The organism is Virgibacillus salexigens (genome assembly GCF_000723585.1).
Taxonomy (GTDB): domain Bacteria; phylum Bacillota; class Bacilli; order Bacillales; family Amphibacillaceae; genus Virgibacillus; species Virgibacillus salexigens.
In genome coordinates, this window is sequence record NZ_CCDP010000002.1 from 967,198 (window position 1) to 984,505 (window position 17,308).

The 17,308-nt window shown below is 37.3% G+C and carries 21 protein-coding genes; 7 read left to right on the forward strand and 14 right to left on the reverse strand.

Annotated features, from left to right (window positions below; genetic code table 11):
* Window positions 1–34 precede the first annotated feature (34 nt).
* Complete coding sequence (locus BN990_RS17670; protein ID WP_021292643.1) at window positions 35–691, reverse strand: KinB-signaling pathway activation protein; 657 nt, start codon at window positions 689–691, stop codon at window positions 35–37.
* A 164-nt stretch (window positions 692–855) separates the two neighbouring features.
* On the opposite strand from BN990_RS17670, the gene gerD reads away from it, so the two are divergent.
* Window positions 856–1,500: a spore germination lipoprotein GerD gene (gene gerD / locus BN990_RS17675; RefSeq protein ID WP_021292644.1), complete on the forward strand. Its 645-nt coding sequence runs from the start codon at window positions 856–858 to the stop codon at window positions 1,498–1,500.
* Window positions 1,501–1,531: 31 nt separating this feature from the next.
* On the opposite strand, the gene BN990_RS17680 is transcribed toward gerD, so the two are convergent.
* Complete coding sequence (locus BN990_RS17680) at window positions 1,532–2,590, reverse strand: Mrp/NBP35 family ATP-binding protein (protein WP_021292645.1); 1,059 nt, start codon at window positions 2,588–2,590, stop codon at window positions 1,532–1,534.
* Window positions 2,591–2,703: 113 nt separating this feature from the next.
* Window positions 2,704–3,438, reverse strand: coding sequence for an N-acetylmuramoyl-L-alanine amidase CwlD (cwlD, locus tag BN990_RS17685; RefSeq protein WP_021292646.1), 735 nt, complete (start codon window positions 3,436–3,438; stop codon window positions 2,704–2,706).
* A gap of 243 nt (window positions 3,439–3,681) precedes the next feature.
* On the opposite strand from cwlD, the gene BN990_RS17690 reads away from it, so the two are divergent.
* Window positions 3,682–4,119, forward strand: a complete 438-nt coding sequence (locus tag BN990_RS17690; RefSeq protein ID WP_038245900.1) for a DUF948 domain-containing protein — start codon at window positions 3,682–3,684, stop codon at window positions 4,117–4,119.
* Window positions 4,120–4,217: 98 nt separating this feature from the next.
* Here BN990_RS17690 and BN990_RS17695 read toward each other — a convergent pair whose 3' ends face one another.
* From BN990_RS17695 to BN990_RS17705, 3 genes are read right to left on the reverse strand one after another with little or no spacing between them, the layout of a single operon-like run.
* Window positions 4,218–4,451, reverse strand: coding sequence for a hypothetical protein (locus BN990_RS17695; RefSeq protein ID WP_038245902.1), 234 nt, complete (start codon window positions 4,449–4,451; stop codon window positions 4,218–4,220).
* The gene (locus tag BN990_RS17700) at window positions 4,432–4,896 is read right to left on the reverse strand and encodes a DUF948 domain-containing protein (RefSeq protein WP_021292649.1); all 465 of its coding nucleotides are present in this window, start codon (window positions 4,894–4,896) and stop codon (window positions 4,432–4,434) included. Before BN990_RS17700 ends, BN990_RS17695 begins: the two co-directional genes overlap by 20 nt.
* Window positions 4,897–4,898: 2 nt before the next feature.
* A complete protein-coding gene (locus BN990_RS17705) occupies window positions 4,899–5,381 on the reverse strand; it encodes a DUF948 domain-containing protein (RefSeq protein WP_021292650.1) in 483 nt (160 codons plus the stop codon).
* Between the two features lie 130 nt (window positions 5,382–5,511).
* On the opposite strand from BN990_RS17705, the gene BN990_RS17710 reads away from it, so the two are divergent.
* Window positions 5,512–6,363 (forward strand): YihY/virulence factor BrkB family protein, encoded by an 852-nt coding sequence (locus BN990_RS17710; RefSeq protein ID WP_038245905.1) that lies wholly within the window; start codon window positions 5,512–5,514, stop codon window positions 6,361–6,363.
* Window positions 6,364–6,395: 32 nt separating this feature from the next.
* Here BN990_RS17710 and BN990_RS17715 read toward each other — a convergent pair whose 3' ends face one another.
* The 8 genes from BN990_RS17715 to BN990_RS17750 all read right to left on the reverse strand — a co-directional run bounded on the left by BN990_RS17715 (window position 6,396) and on the right by BN990_RS17750 (window position 14,654).
* The gene (locus BN990_RS17715) at window positions 6,396–7,787 is read right to left on the reverse strand and encodes an efflux RND transporter periplasmic adaptor subunit (protein ID WP_021292652.1); all 1,392 of its coding nucleotides are present in this window, start codon (window positions 7,785–7,787) and stop codon (window positions 6,396–6,398) included.
* Window positions 7,787–8,461, reverse strand: a complete 675-nt coding sequence (locus tag BN990_RS17720; protein WP_021292653.1) for a hypothetical protein — start codon at window positions 8,459–8,461, stop codon at window positions 7,787–7,789. Before BN990_RS17720 ends, BN990_RS17715 begins: the two co-directional genes overlap by 1 nt.
* A 238-nt stretch (window positions 8,462–8,699) precedes the next feature.
* On the reverse strand, window positions 8,700–9,137 hold the full coding sequence (locus BN990_RS17725; protein WP_238323683.1) for a GNAT family N-acetyltransferase: 438 nt from the start codon (window positions 9,135–9,137) through the stop codon (window positions 8,700–8,702).
* Between the two features lie 57 nt (window positions 9,138–9,194).
* Window positions 9,195–11,111 carry a vWA domain-containing protein gene (locus BN990_RS17730; RefSeq protein WP_238323684.1) on the reverse strand — a complete coding sequence of 639 codons (1,917 nt, stop codon included), beginning with the start codon at window positions 11,109–11,111 and terminating at the stop codon, window positions 9,195–9,197.
* Between the two features lie 8 nt (window positions 11,112–11,119).
* A complete protein-coding gene (locus tag BN990_RS17735; protein ID WP_021292656.1) occupies window positions 11,120–11,992 on the reverse strand; it encodes an ATP-binding protein in 873 nt (290 codons plus the stop codon).
* A gap of 127 nt (window positions 11,993–12,119) precedes the next feature.
* Window positions 12,120–12,866, reverse strand: coding sequence for an SDR family oxidoreductase (locus BN990_RS17740; RefSeq protein WP_021292657.1), 747 nt, complete (start codon window positions 12,864–12,866; stop codon window positions 12,120–12,122).
* 48 nt (window positions 12,867–12,914) lie between these two features.
* Window positions 12,915–13,928, reverse strand: coding sequence for an NADP-dependent oxidoreductase (locus tag BN990_RS17745; protein WP_021292658.1), 1,014 nt, complete (start codon window positions 13,926–13,928; stop codon window positions 12,915–12,917).
* Window positions 13,929–13,967: 39 nt separating this feature from the next.
* Window positions 13,968–14,654 carry a type 1 glutamine amidotransferase domain-containing protein gene (locus BN990_RS17750; RefSeq protein WP_021292659.1) on the reverse strand — a complete coding sequence of 229 codons (687 nt, stop codon included), beginning with the start codon at window positions 14,652–14,654 and terminating at the stop codon, window positions 13,968–13,970.
* A gap of 94 nt (window positions 14,655–14,748) precedes the next feature.
* Between BN990_RS17750 and BN990_RS17755 the strand changes: the two genes are divergently transcribed.
* From BN990_RS17755 to BN990_RS17770, 4 genes are all read left to right on the forward strand, one after another.
* Entirely contained in the window at window positions 14,749–15,135 is a 387-nt protein-coding gene (locus tag BN990_RS17755; protein ID WP_021292660.1) for a MerR family transcriptional regulator, read from the forward strand.
* 112 nt (window positions 15,136–15,247) lie between these two features.
* Window positions 15,248–15,721 (forward strand): DinB family protein, encoded by a 474-nt coding sequence (locus BN990_RS17760; RefSeq protein WP_021292661.1) that lies wholly within the window; start codon window positions 15,248–15,250, stop codon window positions 15,719–15,721.
* A gap of 401 nt (window positions 15,722–16,122) precedes the next feature.
* Complete coding sequence (locus BN990_RS17765) at window positions 16,123–16,644, forward strand: LysM peptidoglycan-binding domain-containing protein (RefSeq protein ID WP_021292662.1); 522 nt, start codon at window positions 16,123–16,125, stop codon at window positions 16,642–16,644.
* Window positions 16,645–16,839: 195 nt separating this feature from the next.
* On the forward strand, window positions 16,840–17,298 hold the full coding sequence (locus BN990_RS17770) for a DinB family protein (RefSeq protein WP_021292663.1): 459 nt from the start codon (window positions 16,840–16,842) through the stop codon (window positions 17,296–17,298).
* Window positions 17,299–17,308: the final 10 nt, after the last annotated feature.

Here is a 17,308-nt window from a genome sequence, read left to right on the forward strand (position 1 = left end):
ACGTCGATAAGAGTATCACTCTTATCGACGTTTATTATCCTTTGCTTGTCTGGATTTTATCTTTCGTTAAAGTTTTTGATGTTGATTTTTTACTCTTATCATCGACACGATTATTGATTCTATGCAATGCTAAAAGCTGATATGTATTGCAAGCTAATAACGGAATAATCATTAACCATGCGTAATCAGTTCCTTCTGTTCGTAACCCCGGTACCCATTCAATCGTTGTTATCACGACCATTAGGAATAAAGCAGGAATAAACGCCTGTTTGTTTGTTTCATTCGCTTTAATCTTTGCCACAATCCAACCATACCCTAAAATTGCCGCCGACATGAGGATATACCAGTATAAAGCAACTTCACCATCTGTAGCTTTATATGGAAAGTAAACTAAATCAAAAACGACAAAAGCAATGAGTAGCACTTGTACTGTTGGCCAAAATGAACGAAACATTCCTAGACCAAATCGATGAATGAATAAATAAGCAAAAAATCCTGTTTGGCTGACGACACTAAACACAAATCCGATACCAATAAAAAATATAACAAGTCCAAAAATCTCCATTAAATCAAACGGATTTAGAAATGCAGCATAATCATCCGCTTTCACAAAAAAGCTAGTAACAAGTCCTGCAATTCCACCAATAAACAACGTTTTGAAAAAGAAATGCACTAATTTTCGACTATTCAAAATAGCTTCCTCCCACTACTATGTAAAATACCATTTATTAACTATCCCTTGATAATGCTTTCCATTGGTATTTTATCACGAAGGGCCTAATTTTTCCTCCTATTAGCGAATAATTTTCTTTATTAGCACGCATATTAAAGGTGAAAAGGAAGGAGGATTTCCGTATGATTCGGTCCATGTATATCACCGTAATGATGTTATCTGTCATCCTAATCGTCAGTGGCTGCAACAATGGAAATGCCTCTGAACAAAAAGGAGATTATGATACAACAAAGAAAATGGTTGTTGATATACTACAAACAGAAGATGGAAAAAAAGCATTACGTGAAATTATGAAAGATGAGGCAATGAAACAAGATCTCATCATGGAATCAGATGTAGTGAAAAACTCCATTAACGAAGCCCTTGTTTCAGAGAAAGGGAAAGAAATGTGGACCACATTATTTCAAGATAATGATTTTGTAAAAGAATATACTAAATCGATGAAAGAAGAACATATCAAACTTATTAAGAATTTAATGAATGATGCAGAATATCAAAAACAAATGCTGGAACTATTACAAAACCCTGAAATAACGGAGCAAATGCTGGAGGTAGTAAAAAGCCAACAGTTCCGTGCTCATTTAGAAGAAACCATACAACAAACATTGGAAACACCAACATTCCAACAAAAAATGCAAGAAACATTGCTGAAAGCTGCTGAAAAGCAAGCAAAACAAAGCGGCGGTAGTGGTGGTAATGGGCAAGGTAATCAAGAGCAGGGTAGTGAAGGCGGCGGCGGAGCCGGTGAATCCAGTGGAGGAGGCTAAAAAAGCGGACGCTCATTGCGTCCGCTTTTGCTTAGTCTTCCATTTGGGCTAAAATTTTTGAAGCAATTTTATGGTATGCTTGTCCATTTGGATGATCCTGCTGGTAAATAGATGGAGCAAACTCATCCTCTTCTTCGTAAGGTTGTTGTAAAGGTAATTGGCCGAGTACTTTTGTTTTCAGTACTTCTGCTAGTTTCTGGCCGCCGCCTTTACCAAAGACATATTCTTTCTCTCCAGTGGTTTTGCTTTCAAAATATGCCATATTTTCGATAACACCTAAAATTTCATGCTCCGTTTTTAACGCCATTTGACCGGCGCGTGCCGCAACGAAAGCAGCAGTTGGATGTGGTGTAGTGACAATTACTTCTTTACAAGTTGGAAGTAATTCATGGACATCCATTGCAATATCGCCCGTGCCTGGAGGAAGATCAAGTAATAAGTAATCAAGGTCTCCCCACTCAACTTCTTTAAAGAAACTATTCAACATCTTCCCAAGCATCGGCCCTCTCCAAATAATCGGAGAGTTATCTTCTACAAAGAAACCCATGGAGATGACTTTAACACCAAAACGTTCCACAGGGATAATTTTTTCACCACGAACTTGTGGGCGCTCTTCGACTCCCATCATATCGGGTACACTGAAACCATAAATATCTGCATCAATGATTCCGACTTTTTTACCTAACCGCATTAGGGAGATGGCTAAATTGACAGTAACCGTTGATTTACCGACACCACCTTTACCACTTGATACAGCAATAAAATTGGTATTCGTATTCCCTCCCATCAATGCCGCTTCTTGTTCTTTTTCTGCTGCAGGTTGATATTTTTGTATCATCTCATCGGGTAATTGTTCAAAACGCAACCCTACCGTAGATGCTCCATTTTTCTTTAGAATACCTACAATCTCTTGTTGAAGCTGCATCTGTTCAGCCGTATTGGTTTTAGCAATTGCTATCTTTACACTGACATGTTTCTTTTCTTCTTTAATTGTAATTTCTTTTATACCGTCTGTTTTTTCGAGGGTTATATGTAAAAATGGATCTTTAACAGGATGAAGCAGTTCTATAATCTCTTCTTTTGTAAGCATAATAATTCACCATCCCTTTATCAGCTAATGCTTCTTGTAAATGCATACAACGCTAGTATAACATAAAAAATGAAATTTCTAAGTAATATGCAATAGCTTAAAAGAGGGCACAGTTATTGCTCTTCTTCCTCTTCTGGAATATCTTCGGTTGCATAGCGTAAGATTCCCTCATAAATGCTCGCGGCCATCTGTTGTTGATAATCTCCTGATTTTAACAATTCTCGTTCACGTTCATTTGACAAAAAACCAATCTCGACTAAAGCAGTTGGTATGTTCGCATGTTTTAATAAATAAACACTATTTATTGGAAGCGCAGTACGTGTTGTATTTTCTAAATTACGAATAATCTCAGCTTGTATCATTTTCGCTAAATGTTTGTTCTCATCTTTACCTGGATAGTAAAATGTTTGTGCTCCACTCCAGCGTGTTGAAGATAAGGCATTTAAATGCATGGTAATAAATAAATCAGCTTCTTTATCTTTTATGAATTTCAATCGGTTGCGAATATCCTCCGATTTTCTACGTGCTAATCCTTTCGTTTCTTTTGCAGCCAGATCGGTATCCTCTTCCCGCGTTAAATAAACTAAAGCACCTGATTGCTGTAAGTACTTCTGTAATTTCTTCGACACTTCTAGAGCGATGTCTTTTTCTTGTGTATCATCCTTCCCAACAGCCCCACCATCTGGACCCCCATGCCCAGGATCGATTACAATCGTCTTTCCAGATAAAGGCAAAGAGAATGATGTGCCCACCCAGCTTGACTCATTTTGTTGAATCGGCATTTGAATTAAATATAATAATATCAGTGCACCTATTCCCCACAACATCCATTTATATGCTTGTTTCATCTATCCTCGTCCCCTTTTCCATTCCATATAGCCGTTTTTTACTTCACATTTTCTAGAATAAATAATGCTGTTCTATTCTATGGGACACGCTTTGGAAATATGTCTCAAGTCAGTATTTACCTACCGCTTCTTCGTTTACAAATACCCATTTCGTGGTATATTAAAGAAAAGTCAGTACTCATATAATTTGAGATATTACCTAGAACATAGGTGCTGCATAAAAAGAAAGAAAGGATGGAGAATATGGATTGGTTAGGAATTGGAGTTTCGATTATCGGCGTTGCATTATTAATTCTCGTTTTATTATTAATCAGACCATTAAATAAGCTAGCTGCCGTTTTAAGTAATTTACAGAAGAGCACTAAAAATTTACCTAACCAGGTAGAGGACTTAACAAGCCAAGCGAGAGATACATTGAGTGCAAGTAATGATACCCTACAAACTGTGAATAAACAAGTGAAGGAGCTAAGCCCCATTTTCTACATGCTCGGGAATGCGACAAGAGCAGCTAATCATGCTTCCTCATCAATGGCAGATGTCGTAATGAAAGTGAGGGAGGATAAGTCTGAAGGGAATGTATTTACAAGCAGAAATCAGTTAGAAGGTTTGTATGGTATGATGACCTTAGTTTACTTTATGATTCAAACAAGCAAAAATCGCAAAACAATAGATATGTCATAATTGCAGCAAAGGATAGTTAGTAAAAAGCTGATTATTCTACATATCGTACAAAGAGATGGAAGGCATATACGATAAGTATATGCCTTCCATCTGGCTATTTATAATGATATCTTTTTATTAATATCGGTCTTAAGCTGGTCGATTTTCTTTGCACGAATATGCCCAGCTTCATATAATCTTCGTTCGAAGCGTTTTATTGTTTCAACCAGCGACCTGTTTTCATCTCGTTGATTGCGCCTTTTCACATAACTCTTAGATGCCCAACCAGCAGCAATTCCTATAATCGTTCCTGCGGAAATAGAACCGACATTCCTACTTATTATCCTCGCCATTTACTGGTGCCCCTTCATGTTGATTCTTCTTTTGCTGTCTCTTTTTTTGCAACCAATAGTAACCAAGAGCAAACGTGCCATATAAACCACCTGCATTATTCTTATTAGCAACGTCCTTCGTATCTCCCGTTTTGGTTTTCAATGTATCGGTTACGTTTACTAAAGAAGAAGAAAACTTTCGTGTAACATTCCCAACATCACTGACAATATAGAATAACGGACTTAACTGTTTCATTTTATCATTAATATCAGCTAATGTATGATTACTTTCTTTGATCAGCCCGCTAGTTTCACTAAAAATGGAATTCATTTGGTCAGGTAGCTGATTAACCGTCTTCTCCACACCTCTAAGTACCCCTGCTAAATTATTCAACACATGAGCAATAAAAACGGCAATAACCAAACAAGCAATGCCAATTAATAGTACTCCAATTCCTGTTAACATAATTATCCCTCTCTCCTAATATGATTACTTCCTGCGATAGGTGTATTTACTTCTTGCCTTTTATCCCCGTTGGTTGTCCGTTTCTTCCACTTGTTATATAAATACGTAGCAGCCTCCGACCAACGAATTCCTTCAATATAAGGTTTAGTTTTCTCTGCCATTTCAACATCTGTTAGTTTGTCGCTATTTTTTCTGATGGCTTGATTCACATTACTTACAGAATTGCCCATGTTATCAATAGTATCAAACACAGAATCGGTTGCCTTTAGTTTATCGTCTATGTCATCAAGCATTTGATTTGTTTGGTGTAAACTCTCCTTTAATTCCGGAGTTATCTGCTGCATTTCCTGTTCCAATTCTCCTAATGTAATTCCAACTGATCTTAATAATTTTGATACACGATGTAATACAAAGGCTATGTAGATTGCAGTTAAAGCAAAAGCAATAGCAACGATAATGATAGCTATATATAATATTTCTTCCATGAATAACTCCCCCTTTCTATACTTGCATTATACCACTTGTCATTGGGAATAAAACGTTTCAAGCCTTTCAATGATTAAAGCCTCTTTGAGTCGGGTATACCATAACAAACCCTATCCTGGAGGATTAAATATGTCAAAATTAAAAGCGTATACTCGATTATTCCGGTCAAAATTTAAAACGGACAATGTACCTTTGTTATCAGCTGGATTAGCCTATTATTTTCTGTTATCTATCGTCCCGCTATTTTTAGTATGTTTTTCGTTAATACCCTATTTTAATATTAACCCCCATGATGCAGTTACCTTTATTGAAACGGCATTGCCAAATGAACTAGCTTCCATTTTAGAAGATAATATTATAAACCTTGTTGAAACACCACATGGTGGTATATTAACAATTGGTATTATTGGGGCTTTATGGTCCGCATCGGCAGCTATGAACGCTTTTATTAAGGCAAGTAATGAAGCTTATGAAATCAAAGAGACAAGAAACGCTGCCTTCATACGTCTAATTGCACTTGGACTAACCTTAAGCATGATTGCTGCATTAGTCATCGCTATTATCGTTCCTGTATTCGGAGATGTTATACTACAATTTTTGGATTCATTACTTGGATTTTCCCTTGGGATGGGAATTTTATTCCAGACTTTACGTTGGTTAATAAGTCTAACCATCTTAACTGGCTTTTTACTTATTTTGTATCGATTTGCACCAAATAAACAGCTTCCTTTTACACATATCTTACCAGGAGCTATTACAGCTAGTATTCTTTGGCAATTTATTTCGTTCGGATTCTCTTTCTATATTAGCAATTTCAGTAACTACTCCGCAACTTATGGTAGCTTAGGTGGAATTATCATTCTTATGATTTGGTTCTTTCTAACGGGTATGATTTTTATGAGTGGTGCCATTATTAATGTTATTTCTCACTCTCGACAATCGAATATATACGATAAAACTACGAATGTTTCATCATTATAACAGAAAGAAATCGGCAATGAACCGATTTCTTTTTACCTTGATACCAATCCAGTAAGGAGTGGTTCGTACCATTTTATTTCCTTAGGGTTTATTGTGCTTCTAAACCCATTACCCCATTTTAACGGTGTAATAAAAGCAGCTTGATTACGAAGTTGACTCTCAGGATTTCCCGCCACCCATTCATTAGGTTGGACACCGGAAGTTATCTCAAGCATTTTATTCATCAAAATCCCTGATTCGATTTGCTGTTCCACAATCTTCCCTTCATTTGTCATTTTCCATACTGTATTTTGATGAACCATCTCTTCAAAAAGGGCAGTCGCTTGCATAGATGACTTCGTTGTAATCACTAGTCTCGTATGATAACCAGGTAACAAATTTGTTTCTTCTGGCAACTGCTGATCAACGTTGTTTTCTTTGTCTACTTCTTTTTCTGGGAGGTCTGTTTGGTTATCCTGGGTATCTCCACCTTCAGTAGGCAGGGTTTCATCTGCTGATTCGTCTGATGGTAGTGTAGCTTCTGTTGTTCGACTATCATGACCATCATCTTGTAAGCTTACAATGAACGGATAAATACTAGCATCATTTACAGTAGGTGTATCTTTTGGCTTATCACTTACCTGTTCAATCGTTCCTTGTAAATGAATATCCTTCTCAACTACTTCTATTTCTACGGGCTGACCAGTTTCGATTGCTGCTCGATCTTGTTCAGATAATTCCCCTTCTGCTTGCAGTTCTTGACTTTCGATTATCATAATAGGGTCTTTTAATTCTGGTGAAATGGCAGCTACACTTCCTGAATATGGACTTTCTACTGTGATCGTATCTCCAGTTGATTGAAGTTCTGTTAACTGGTCTTCCATGCTCGTTAATGCAGCATTTTTTTGAGCCAGCTCTTTCTCTTTCTCAACAAGGTATTGCTCCTTCACAATTGCAGCTTGTATTGGGTCTTGCGGAAATTCTACTTGTATTTCTTCTTCGGTAATTTCTAAAGATGGCGGGGCTTCTGTATTCGTCTGCGGAATTTGGACAGCATTCATTTGCGAAATAGCTTGTTGAATTGCTGTTATTTCGCCTTCTAGTTGCGTGATTGCTTGTAGTAACTGCGATTCGGCTTCATAATAATTATCTACTGTATAAGAAAACAGGGGGTCACCGTTAGTTACTTGGTCCCCCTTTTCAACTAAAAACTCAGCAAAACTCCCTGCCTGTTCATCAAAGTACACATAATTCTCATCCACTGCTGTTAAGACTCCTGAAGTATGAAGGTTTTCTTCTAAATCTGTTTGAAAAGCCTTTGACCACTCCGATATATAGGCAATTCGATCAACCTTTTCTTCCTTATCGATATAGACTAGAATAAAGTTCAAACCAATAAATAAGATAACTGCTGCTTGCAGGAAACGCTTTTTATATTTTCGCATTACCCAAACCACCCATTTATGATGTATTGATCAGCAAATGCTAATAAAGCGGCAAGTGCCCAATAAAAAATATGTAATCCGACGATAATTACCCATAGCCATCGCTTTTTTATTTCTGATAAATAACCTATAAACGTAACTTGAAACCAAATTATCCAAATTTGGAACAATGAAATTGCTCCAAAAAAGTAAATAGGATAAGCATGATCGAATAAGTAGGAAGCAATAATACCCAAAGACAATGGGGAAACGTACCAGTCCAAGCCATTAAAAAGGGCAAGGGGAATCCAAATCAACCGCTCCAATAACATAACTAGTAGTACCACTTGTTGCAAGATTACTAGTTTTTGATAAGGGATACCTGTAATAGCATAATAAATCAACGAAGGAATAAATAATATAAAGGCCGCAATTAATAAGGCGTATAGGACCCTTCCTATTAAGAACCAGAACTTCTGTTGTTCATATTCCAGCGGGGTGAGCCCTACAGCGCCATTGGAAAGAAAATTTGTTCCTATTCCCAAATACGCCATCCACGCATATAAGATGACTGCGCTCAATAGAAGTAGACTATTCATTTTCCACAGATTATGTAATTTCTCTGCTTTCTTTATTCGAAATAAATGATCCTCCGTGGAAAAAAGAAATTTAAACACGTTGCTACGATATGTCATCCGCTACATCCCTTTTCTGTATCTCAGTTATCATAATTTCAAATATTTCCTCAATTTTATCGCAGAATCAGATAAAAATCTATTATTTTTGTAAATGATTGCTAATAAGATTCCATATTATTACAACTTTTTAGCAAAAAACGGATTCCTGTCGGATTTTCAGCGAAAAGATGAATGCTTCCAACAATACGTAAAACGTTCAGGCTCCGAAAAAAATCGAAAACCAGAACGTTATAGTTTATGACTGATTATATCGGACCATTATCATTCCGTGAATCAGACCATTATTATCTTGTTCCCCATTAAAACGAAAACCGAATTTCCTATAAAACTGTTGTGCGTGAATATTATCTGATGTGACACTCAAATAAATATGAGCTGGATAATCATACTGCTTTTCAATAAGCGATAATAGTTTAGGCAATAGTTTTGCTGCATATCCGTTGCCTTGAGCATGCCTATCCACCATAAAACGATCAAGCCAAATATCACCGCTGTCCTTATCCTCTCCATACATCGCATATCCAATTGCTTTATCGTCAACATACAATCCTACGGAATACCATTCTTCCTCAAAGATAGATTGTAATATCGAGAATGAATTGCTTTCGATAAACGCTTCTTGCTCTTGACTAACAGACAGGCAAGCGATCGTCTTCCAATTATCTTTACTCACCTCTCGGATTTGGAGGTTCATTTTTCCACTTCACTTTCGTTGGTAATCATTAAATGATCAAATAACCTTTAATAATAACTTTTTCAATAACGGAGCAAAATGCTCTGGAAGTTCTGAAACACTAGGTACAATAACCCGCTCTTTCCCATAAATATTACGCATTAACTGGTCTTCTGATTCATCTACTGCACCATCAGCAAGAAATATCCCAATTACCTCTATTCCTTTCTTACGAGCTTCAAGTACAGCAAGGTTTGTATCGACTATCCCATTTTGATTATAATTCGCAGCAGCAGGTTCGCCATCTGAAAAAACAAGTAAAAACTTATTCTTTTCACGGCGCTTCTCTAATTCTTCTGTTGCTACCCGAATACTGAATCCATCACGATTGTCTTCCCGGGGTTCCAATTGCATCATTTTCGCCCCCTGAGATTCATAGAAAGAGTCAGAAAACGAGTGAATTCGGTGGACATAATTCGGTTGATAATGCTCCTTCACTTCCATTGCATCTTCCCAAAAACCAACAATGGAATGAGGAATATGGAAGGAGGTTAAAACCTCATGAAATAATACAATCCCACGTTTCGTTTCCTCCATCTTACCTTGCATCGAAGCAGAACAGTCTACTAATAATGTAAATGCGGCATCAAACTCTTTCGATTCTTGGTTTTTTTTATAAAACAGACGTGGTTTTTCATCAAGTACGATTGGTAATAATTTTTTGGATAGTCTACCAACCATCAAATCTTTTCTCGGAGCATTCACCTTATGCTCGATTGTTTTCTTTATCACATTGGATAATTTTCGTTTAAACGGCTCAACCTCAAGCATATACTCGTGATATAAATCCATCTGTTCTTTTGTTGGCGGATCTGCTTCTTTTTCCAGTTTAACAGCATCTTTATTTTCTTCTCCGTATCTATTTTCTCCGCTGCTTCCTTGCTTCGTCTCTTGCTTATCTAGTGATTCTAAATCCGAATAATCATTATTGTTAGTTTGTCCAGACGATCCTTGAATCGTACCCATTGCTTGATCCCCATCTTCGGTTTCCCTGGCTCCATTTCCCAAAACATTTGTTTTTGTACCAACTTCCAGTTCAAATTGGAGAAAGGTTTGCTTCCGATCACTATTTTCATTTTCCCTATGCCATGTAGAGAACTGTTCGTCAATATACTCATTCTTATCCTCATTTAGTTCTTCTTTATCATCATTTGCTAGCTCATCTGTGCGCGTTAACTCATCGAATAGGGTGTTTTTCTCATAATTATCAATATGCATAATTGGAAACACAAAATACTGATGAACAGTATCCTTGTATAATTGTTGTAATTGGGTAACAATAGTTGCCGCAATTTGCGAAATCTGATACGTGTTTCTTGCTTCAAATACGGAATAAATGAGGGTGTTCAACTTTTTTAATTGCTCAAGTTGCTCGTCGGTTGCTCCAGGAAAACTCGGGTCTGGACGATTCGATTGAAGTGTTAAATAAATTAAGCAAAACAATTCATCTAGTGGCAGCCCCCTCGTTACATGAGCAGCTCGCTCATTTTCAAATTTATGCCGATAATAGTTTTTTCGTACTTCAAATAACCGCCGTGTACCAGGTCGTTCTTGTTTAATCGTTTCTTCTAACCGAATATCTTCAAACAAAGCAAATAATTGAGTAGCGAATTTTGGTAATGAAGATTCACCTGCTATCTCCAGAAAGTCTTTCATTGCTGGTATGTTTGCATATCGAAATGACCCAATCGTTCGTAGCAATACATCGGTTTTTAGGCCAGCTGCTTGCATATCTGCTTGAACCGTATCCCATGTCCTACTTGCTGTCACTTTCATGTCGACTAAATCCATATACGACCCAAAACTGTATTCAAACGTTAACTCTGAATTACCTGAGAGTACAGTAGTAAGGTCTTGTAACTGTCGAAATAAATTCGTATCTACTTTCGAATCATGAAAACGATACATACTCATTCTCCTATCTAGAAAAGGGTTTCCGTTAAGTTCAATACAAATTCACGTTCGCGATCTTCATCTAGTTTATCAATGATCGCTCGTTGTATCGCGCGTCTTGCTGGAATAAACGTGCTCAAATCACAAGCATCCAATAAAGCACGAATGGAAGCAGCATCTTCAGCTACCTTGCCTTGGTAGACTGCTTGAATTAAATCACTTGATAATTTAACAAATAAGTCAATGGTTTTTCTGTCTTTTAATTGTGTATTCGTTTCTATTAATTGCTTCAGCTGTTCTCCTTCAATATATGGAATCTCAATTACCACAAACCGATTTTTCAGTGCTTCATTTAATGGGACCGTGCCTACATACCCCTCATTAATTGCTGCAATTACATTAAACCCTTCATTTGCGGTTACAATCTCATTCGTAAATGGATTGGTAATCGTTCTTCGGTAATCAAGCACACCATTAATTAATGGCAACGTCTCTGGTTTGGCCATGTTAATTTCATCAATATATAAGAAGGTGCCATGTTGCATTGCATTAATTACTGGCCCAGGTACAAAGTCAATTACTTGTTTATCTCCCTCATAAGCAAGGGTCTTAAACCCTAATAGACTCTCAGCGTCCAAGTCTACAGAGCAATTAACATTAAACATCGGCTGTTGAAAAAGACTAGAGAGTGTTTCAGCAAATTTTGTCTTTCCTGCTCCAGTTGGTCCTTTTAATAAGATATTCTTTCTCATGCTTAATGCTGTAATCGCATCTATCAATAATTCTTGATTTGGCGGTAGATAGCCGCCATTACGAATTAATTCATTGTAAGAATCTTGATTCCGTTTATACGTACTTACTAATTTTGTAATGTTTTCTGGTATTTCATAGTTCGTAGTCATGCATAAACTCCTTTCACAGCTATTGTATCCTTTTTGCCTGGAATTACAAAAGTAAGAGCGTTTTTTCCTTAAAAAAGAAAAAAAGCAAGCACGTTTTATGTGCCTGCTTCCTATCACTACTATTTAATTATTGTTGATTTGTTGGCTTAACAATGATTTCACCCACATCGACATTTTGTGGTTGGTTTACAGCATAAAAGACAGCTTCTCCTATATCCGAGCTTTCAAGAGGAACCATTCCTTCACCAAAACCTTGTTTCATCATTTCTTGAACTTCTAGGTCTGTAATCGTATTGGTAAGTTCTGTTTCAACCACACCTGGGGAAATGGTAGTCGTACGGACATTGCTTTTTGCTATCTCCTTGCCCAAACCTTCCATAATTACACGCGCAGCAAATTTAGTTCCACAATATACAGCTCCAGAAGGCATTACTTCATGTCCCGCAATAGAAGATGTGGTGAGAATATGACCTTCATTTCGCTCTAGCATATGTGGTAGGACAGCTGCTATTCCATACAGCACACCTTTAATATTTACATCAATCATTCGATCCCACTCATCCACCTTCGTATTCTTCATGAAACTAAGTGGCATTAAACCGGCATTATTAAACAACACATCTACTTGATTATGTTCACGAATGGCATATTGTATTAACGCTTCTACTTCTTGCTGGGAAGTAACATCCGTTGCTTTTATCTTTACCTCCCCAGCATAAGGTTGTAAGCGGCTTTGAATCTCAGCTAGTCTATCTTCTCTTCTTGCTGCTAAAACAACATTTGCACCTTCTTTAACAAAACGTTCCGCTGTCGCTTCACCAATTCCACTACTTGCTCCTGTAATTACGATGGACTTACCTTTCCAATCCGCCATATTTACAAACCTCCATTATCATTATTCTTTAAGGCAAGTATTGGTGTTTTATTCAGCATCTGCCACTTTTATAAGCTGTTTCCCAATGTTTTGTCCCGAAAACAATCCAAGAAACGCATCAGGAATTGCGTGGAATCCTTCATGGATGGTTTCCTCATACTTTATTGCACCTTTTGATATGCCATTGCCTAAAACTTGATAAGCCTCTTTATAATGGCTCGCATAATCTGCTACGAGAAAGCCTTGTAACTTAGCCCTTGCTTTAATCAGATACTGTTGTACGCGAATACCGATATCCTTTTCGCCTGCTTTTAAATTGTAGGATGAAATAGCACCACAAACGGGTACACGCGCAAAAGTGTTTAACAACGGCCAGACTGCATCAGAGATTTCTCCACCTACATTCTCAAAATACACATCGATGCCATTCGGGCAGGCTGCCTTTAATTGTTTATAAACATTTCCTTGCTTATACTCAACAGCACCTTCAAATCCCAATGTTTTAGTTATATAGTCAGCCTTCTCTTTTGAACCAACGATGCCAATAACATGCGCACCTGCTTGTTTCGCAAGCTGACCTGCCACCTGGCCAACTGCCCCTGCAGCACCCGAAATGACTACCGTTTCTCCTTCTTTCGGTTCACCAATATGCATCATTCCGAAATAAGCAGTTAATCCTGGCATCCCAAGCGGTCCCAGCGCCGTGCTCGGACTTAAACCAGAAGTGTCTACTTTACGAACCTGTTTTGGCTCAACAACATGGTACGCTTGAAAATCGAGCTGCCCAGTTACAATATCACCTTTTTCAAACGATTCACTCCTCGATTCCACCACTTGAGACACAATACCTCCATTCAAAGGAGCACCTACTTGGAAAGGCTCAATATAGGATGGCCCGTCAGACATTCTCCCTCTCATATAGGGATCTACAGACACATATAATGTCTTTAATAACAACTGATTTTCTTTAGGCTCTCCTACTGCTACCTCTTTAAATTGAAAAGTGTTATCATCTGGTAAACCATTCGGTCGTTCATGTAAAATAAGTTGCTGTTGTTTCATCTTCATCCTCCTTATAAAATGAAATATTCCAATAGATATTTACCCGTTCTTTAACTGATTTAATACAAGAACTGCCACGTCTTCACTTGACGCAGGATTTTGGCCAGTTATTATTCTCCCATCTTCTATAGCATACGCATCATAGGCTTTTTCTGCCTTGTGATAGTTAGCCCCGCGTTTGACAATTTCATCTTCGGTAAGAAATGGGACATATTCATCTACTCCAGCTAGTTTTTCTTCTTCATTGGAAAAACCTGTTACCTTTTTATCTTTAATGAGAAATTCATTTTTTTCATTCTTTATATTAAGCAACCCCGCTACACCATGACAGACGGAAGAAATAATTCCTCCATTTCTATAAATTTGTTGACTTATTTTTTGCAACTCGTGGTTCTCAGGGAAATCCCATACCACCCCATGGCCACCAGTAAAATAAATAGCCGCATAGTCATCAGGTCTTACTTCCTCGGGCTTCATGGTAGAACCTAACTCGTTCATAAACGTTTTGTTTTGGTACCAATCCCAATCTACCGGTTCTGCCATTTCTAAACTATGAGGATCAATTGGAGTATATCCTCCCTTAGGACTGACGTAATCTACTTTATATCCCGCTTCTGTTACCTTTTTAACAAAATGAACCGCTTCACCTAGCCATAGGCCAGTTGCCCGGTTTAGATCTGGATACTTCTCAAAACTGGTTACGACAACAAGTATCTTGTTACTCATTTCTATCCCCCTTAACGTTTAATAGTTGATCATCTTCATCATATCCGTTAAAGTACACTTTAACGCAACTATAATGCCTTAAGGAGAAATAATAATGACCTATTATTCTATTAATGAAATATCAGAAATGACTAACCTGTCCCCGTCTACACTACGCTATTATGAAAAAGAAGGTTTAATTCCTGTCATTGAAAGAGATAAAAATGGCGTACGTGTATATAATGAGACGAATTTAGAATGTATTCAGTTTATTATGGTACTTCGATCTACCAATATGCCTATTATCGATATTAAGCAATACGTAAAATTATTTCATCAAGGGGAAGAAACCATCCATCATCGAAAAGAGCTGATTCAAAGCCATAAAGAAAAAGTAGAAATAGAAATTGCCGAACGAAAAAAATACTTGCAACGAATTGAATGTACGCTTGATTACTATGAAGCAATGGAACGTCGATCGCGACGAATGAAAAGTTCTTAATATTTCATCATCATACCGTCCTCTATAGATATAATCTCTTACTATCTAGCAGGAAAAAAGGATAATAATGACGAAATGACTAACAGAGATCATGAATATGGGAGGGTTTTTCTTGGAACAAACCATTTTTAAACATATGGAAACCGTACGCAGCATTACCGAACAGGCGATGAAGAAAATTCCAGAGGAAACGTCGGACATTATTCCGAAAGGTTTTAACAATAATATTCGTTGGAACTTCGGACATATCGCATTTATACAAGAAAAGCTTGTCTTTGGTCTTTTAAAGGAAGAAATGAACATTCCTAAAGACTTTGGACGTTTTTTTGCTGCTGGAACGAAACCGGCAAACTGGGAGGAAGCACCACCTTCATTTGTAGAGATTGCTGAGGTCTTGACGGAACAAAAAACGAGGATAGAATCCTTTATTGAAGGGCGTTTGTATGAAAAGCTGCCAACGCCATTTACAAACAAGGCAGGAGTTACGTTTTACACGGTTGGTGAAGCATTTTTATTTAGCTTTTACCATGAAGCATTACATATGGAAACAATTAAGCGAATACATCGATCTATTTCTTCTAATTAACCTTCTAGATTATGATATTGGTAAATATTCATCAATCGTCTTTATTTGGTACGTCCATGATACAAACTCATCATAAAAGCTTTCAACTGATTCTACAGCATCTCTTATCAGATTTGATTAGCATGGGCCCGGAAGTTCGCCGGGCTCATGCCTTTTTATTATTGTTTTTAGTAAAAATAATAATAACCACCTTCCCTTAACTTCCGCAATTAGAACCTTCACCTAAACCGGGACCACTTATTAGGAATAGCTCTTTTTATCATCGATACCCGAACCTACATTCCCTATTAAAATTCGATTACAATTTTTCAATTCTATTAAAGTCCGTTGGAAAAGTAGATTGATATACGAAAGCATATAAAAACATTCCAGTTTTTAAAACAATTAATGGAGGTATTAAGATGAAGTACATAACTTTAGTAACATTACTAACCTTAGGTTTATTTTTATTTTCTACCGAAGCACATGCTAGTGGAAAGTATACAGTTGAATCGGGAGATGCCCTATCAAAAATTTCAATGGATCACAATGTAAGTGTGGATGAACTACTTAATTCAAATCCTGCTATTACCGATCCAGATAAAATATTTATTGGTCAAACGCTAACCATTCCGGATGTGAAGGGCGAAACGTATACAGTAACAGCCTATACAGCTGGCTATGAATCAACAGGGAAAGAACCAGGTGACCCTGGTTATGGTATAACAGCTTCAGGCGCTGAAGTACAAGAAGGGCAAACGGTTGCTTGCCCGCCAGACTTATCCTTTGGGACCAAAATTTCCATACCATATTTTGACAAAACATTTACTTGCGAAGATAGGGGTGGAGCAATTACAGGAGATAGATTAGATGTTTATATGAATGATTTAGATGATGCATTAGAGTTTGGAGTGAAAGAATTACCAGTTCAAATAGTAAATTAATACTTCGTACAACTTTCCACGGATTAGGAAATTTGTTGGGCATGAGTTCACAATCAAATCGGACTCATGCCTTTCATTTTTTGTAACCTTTTGCTTCCTCTCCCCTCCTTTGCCTTTATCATTCTACTTCTATTGCTGAAATCTTCCGATAACTTCCAAATATGTGTTATGATACTAAAAAAGGAGGTACGTTTAATGACTCCAAAGGAATTACTATTATTACAGCTGAAGGCTGTCCATGATACGGATGGCTGGTTTGTGTCCTTCCAAACTGCAGTGAAGGACCTGACAGAAGAAGATGCTTCCAAGATAAGCATGGATGAAACCAATAGTATTCGGGAGATTATCAATCATTTAATTTACTACAACGAGAAACATCTAAACCGCTTTAAACAAATGGAGGACAAGGATCATCCATTACAAACAATCAAGGAAACATTTCATAATAATGAAAATCATTCCTGGGATGCAGCGCTTTTAAAAATCGACAGCCTATACTCCGAATGGGAAAGCGTAGTGAAAGAATCGATACACCTCCATGACTGGGAAGAAACCATTGCGCATATAACCATGCATAACGCATACCATATTGGACAAATTGTTCACATTAGAAAACAGTTTCACTTATGGAATGATGGAAGAGGAATAAACTAAGATACCCGCC

Bases quoted from the DNA above. Each gene is read 5' to 3' on its own strand.
- BN990_RS17750 (WP_021292659.1), bottom strand. From the start codon at position 14,654: ATGAGTAACAAGATACTTGTTGTCGTAACCAGTTTTGAGAAGTATCCA.
- BN990_RS17720 (WP_021292653.1), bottom strand. From the start codon at position 8,461: ATGACATATCGTAGCAACGTGTTTAAATTTCTTTTTTCCACGGAGGAT.
- BN990_RS17700 (WP_021292649.1), bottom strand. From the start codon at position 4,896: ATGTTAACAGGAATTGGAGTACTATTAATTGGCATTGCTTGTTTGGTT.
- BN990_RS17695 (WP_038245902.1), bottom strand. From the start codon at position 4,451: ATGGCGAGGATAATAAGTAGGAATGTCGGTTCTATTTCCGCAGGAACG.
- BN990_RS17765 (WP_021292662.1), top strand. From the start codon at position 16,123: ATGAAGTACATAACTTTAGTAACATTACTAACCTTAGGTTTATTTTTA.
- BN990_RS17680 (WP_021292645.1), bottom strand. From the start codon at position 2,590: ATGCTTACAAAAGAAGAGATTATAGAACTGCTTCATCCTGTTAAAGAT.
- BN990_RS17745 (WP_021292658.1), bottom strand. From the start codon at position 13,928: ATGAAACAACAGCAACTTATTTTACATGAACGACCGAATGGTTTACCA.
- BN990_RS17715 (WP_021292652.1), bottom strand. From the start codon at position 7,787: ATGCGAAAATATAAAAAGCGTTTCCTGCAAGCAGCAGTTATCTTATTT.
- BN990_RS17755 (WP_021292660.1), top strand. From the start codon at position 14,749: ATGACCTATTATTCTATTAATGAAATATCAGAAATGACTAACCTGTCC.
- BN990_RS17735 (WP_021292656.1), bottom strand. From the start codon at position 11,992: ATGACTACGAACTATGAAATACCAGAAAACATTACAAAATTAGTAAGT.
- BN990_RS17705 (WP_021292650.1), bottom strand. From the start codon at position 5,381: ATGGAAGAAATATTATATATAGCTATCATTATCGTTGCTATTGCTTTT.
- BN990_RS17770 (WP_021292663.1), top strand. From the start codon at position 16,840: ATGACTCCAAAGGAATTACTATTATTACAGCTGAAGGCTGTCCATGAT.
- cwlD (WP_021292646.1), bottom strand. From the start codon at position 3,438: ATGAAACAAGCATATAAATGGATGTTGTGGGGAATAGGTGCACTGATA.
- BN990_RS17730 (WP_238323684.1), bottom strand. From the start codon at position 11,111: ATGAGTATGTATCGTTTTCATGATTCGAAAGTAGATACGAATTTATTT.
- BN990_RS17740 (WP_021292657.1), bottom strand. From the start codon at position 12,866: ATGGCGGATTGGAAAGGTAAGTCCATCGTAATTACAGGAGCAAGTAGT.
- BN990_RS17710 (WP_038245905.1), top strand. From the start codon at position 5,512: ATGTCAAAATTAAAAGCGTATACTCGATTATTCCGGTCAAAATTTAAA.
- gerD (WP_021292644.1), top strand. From the start codon at position 856: ATGATTCGGTCCATGTATATCACCGTAATGATGTTATCTGTCATCCTA.
- BN990_RS17690 (WP_038245900.1), top strand. From the start codon at position 3,682: ATGGATTGGTTAGGAATTGGAGTTTCGATTATCGGCGTTGCATTATTA.